Below are 1838 nucleotides of genomic sequence, written 5' to 3'. Positions count from 1 at the left end.
CCTTCCCAACCAGCGCGTCAACGCCGGTCTTGATCAGAGAACCTTGGACTTCAGATCATCCCCGGGAAGGTGCGCCCACTTTCATGCCGCCCCACCGAGGGTCATCCACAGGTTCTGATCATTGCTCTACGTTTGTCGGTCCGTCCGCTGCTGGAGGGGAAACAGCGCTATGCCGTCCGAAGAAGTGCACCTGCGGCCAGTCAGGGTCGCGGTGATCGACGACCATGATGTGGTCCACGCCGGAGTCGAGGCGTGGTGCGCCGATGCCGATCCACCCATCGACGTCGTCGGCAAGTTCTCCGATCCCCGGCAGTTTTTCGCGAGCGAGGTCGCCACACCAGGCGAGGTCGATGTCATCCTTCTCGACTTGCAGATCGATGGTCATCGCCCCGACTTCGACACCCTGCGGAAGCTCTGCGAGTCAGGGCAACGCATCATCGTCTACTCCCACCTCGTCACCGACGAAGTCATCCTGACGTGCCTGGAAATCGGGGCGGTCACTTATTTGGTCAAGTCCGAGGGCAAGCTTCACCTCATCGAGGCCATCCACTCGGCTCATACGAGCACCCCATATGTCGGGCCGCGGATGGGCAAAGCCCTCGTCAATGACACAACACTGGGCCGGCTGAAGTTGTCGGACCGTGAGAAGGAAGTGCTGATCGCCTGGTTCCAGACCGAAAGCAAGGAGCTCGTGGGCAAGCGGTTGTATATCGCGCCGACCACAGTGCGAACCCACCTCCAGCGCGCCCGGGCGAAGTATGCGAGCGCCGGCCGACCGGCTCCGACCAAATCGGCTCTGCTTGCGCGTGCGATCGAAGACGGAATCCTGAGCCTCACTGATCTCTACTGACGCGGCTTCAGGGCGACGGCACGATTGTCGTCGTCGGAGCCGCCGGCTTGCCGCCTCCAAGGTTGGGCAACTGCACCTTGGGCAGCTGTAGCGGCGGAAGCTTCGGCAGTTGCGGTGCGGCAGGCGCTGGCACGGACGCGGCCTCGGCCGGGGCGGGAGCGGGAGTCGATGCGGGAGCCTGGGCCGCCGTTGATACCGGGGTCGGCGGTGGAGCCGGTGACGCGGTCGCTTTGGGAGAGGTCGTTGTCGGATGGGCTGTCGTGGTCGTTGTCGGAGCGACCGTCGTTGTCGGAGCGACCGTCGTTGTCGGAGCGACCGTCGTTGTCGGAGCGACCGTCGTTGTCGGATCCATCGGTGCGGCGGGAGCCACCGTCGTTGTTGGAGCGGTTGGCGACGGATGCGCCGTGGCCGAGGGAGCAGGAGAGGACGAAGACGAGCTGGATTCGACGGCCGCCGGCTCGGGGTTGGGCGACGTCGGCTGTGTCGGGCTGGGCGGCGTCGGTTTGGTCGAGTCGGAGTCAGAACTACTCGACGTCTGGGTATCGCCCTGTGCAGGTTGAGGCGAACCCGCGGCTCCCTCTGTCGCGGCGGCGGTCGTCCCATTCGACTCGCCGTCCGGCGGCGACGGATTCGGGTTGCGCGGCCTCCACGGCCCCGGCGCCGCTGGATTCAGATTGATCGTGACGTCGGGCCATTGCACCCGAAACGTCGGCCCCTTCCAACCCGGCTGGTTTGGAGCGGGAGCCGCCGGATCGACTGGGGGTGCCCCAACCGGCTGTGTGATAGGGGGGTCGCCTGCGCCGTTCGCGTTGCCACTGCCAGGGCTGAATCCGCCATCGGAACCTCGGGATACCGGTGCGTCCGAAACGACGGGTGTCGCGGCAGGTTGGGGGGTGGGGTCCGGGTTCGGTCTCTTATCCCAATCGGACGCTGCCGACGATACTCCGTGTGTTAATGCTGTGTGCTGCCTGAACAGTAAAAAACAAAA

Annotated in this window: 2 protein-coding genes; both read left to right on the top strand. The window is 64.9% G+C overall.

Annotation, left to right across the window (positions count from 1 at the left end; all coding sequences use genetic code 11):
* The first annotated feature begins 169 nt into the window (after nt 1-169).
* Nucleotides 170-850: a response regulator transcription factor gene (locus HPC46_RS34260; protein WP_179476420.1), complete on the top strand. Its 681-nt coding sequence runs from the start codon at nt 170-172 to the stop codon at nt 848-850.
* Between the two features lie 77 nt (nt 851-927).
* Nucleotides 928-1410 carry a hypothetical protein gene (locus tag HPC46_RS34255; RefSeq protein ID WP_179476419.1) on the top strand — a complete coding sequence of 161 codons (483 nt, stop codon included), beginning with the start codon at nt 928-930 and terminating at the stop codon, nt 1408-1410.
* Nucleotides 1411-1838 lie beyond the last annotated feature (428 nt).

The organism is Mycolicibacterium vinylchloridicum, from assembly GCF_013404075.1.
GTDB lineage: Bacteria > Actinomycetota > Actinomycetes > Mycobacteriales > Mycobacteriaceae > Mycobacterium > Mycobacterium vinylchloridicum.
The sequence above is the reverse complement of the archived record's forward strand: the minus strand, read 5'-3'. Positions and strand labels throughout refer to the sequence as shown.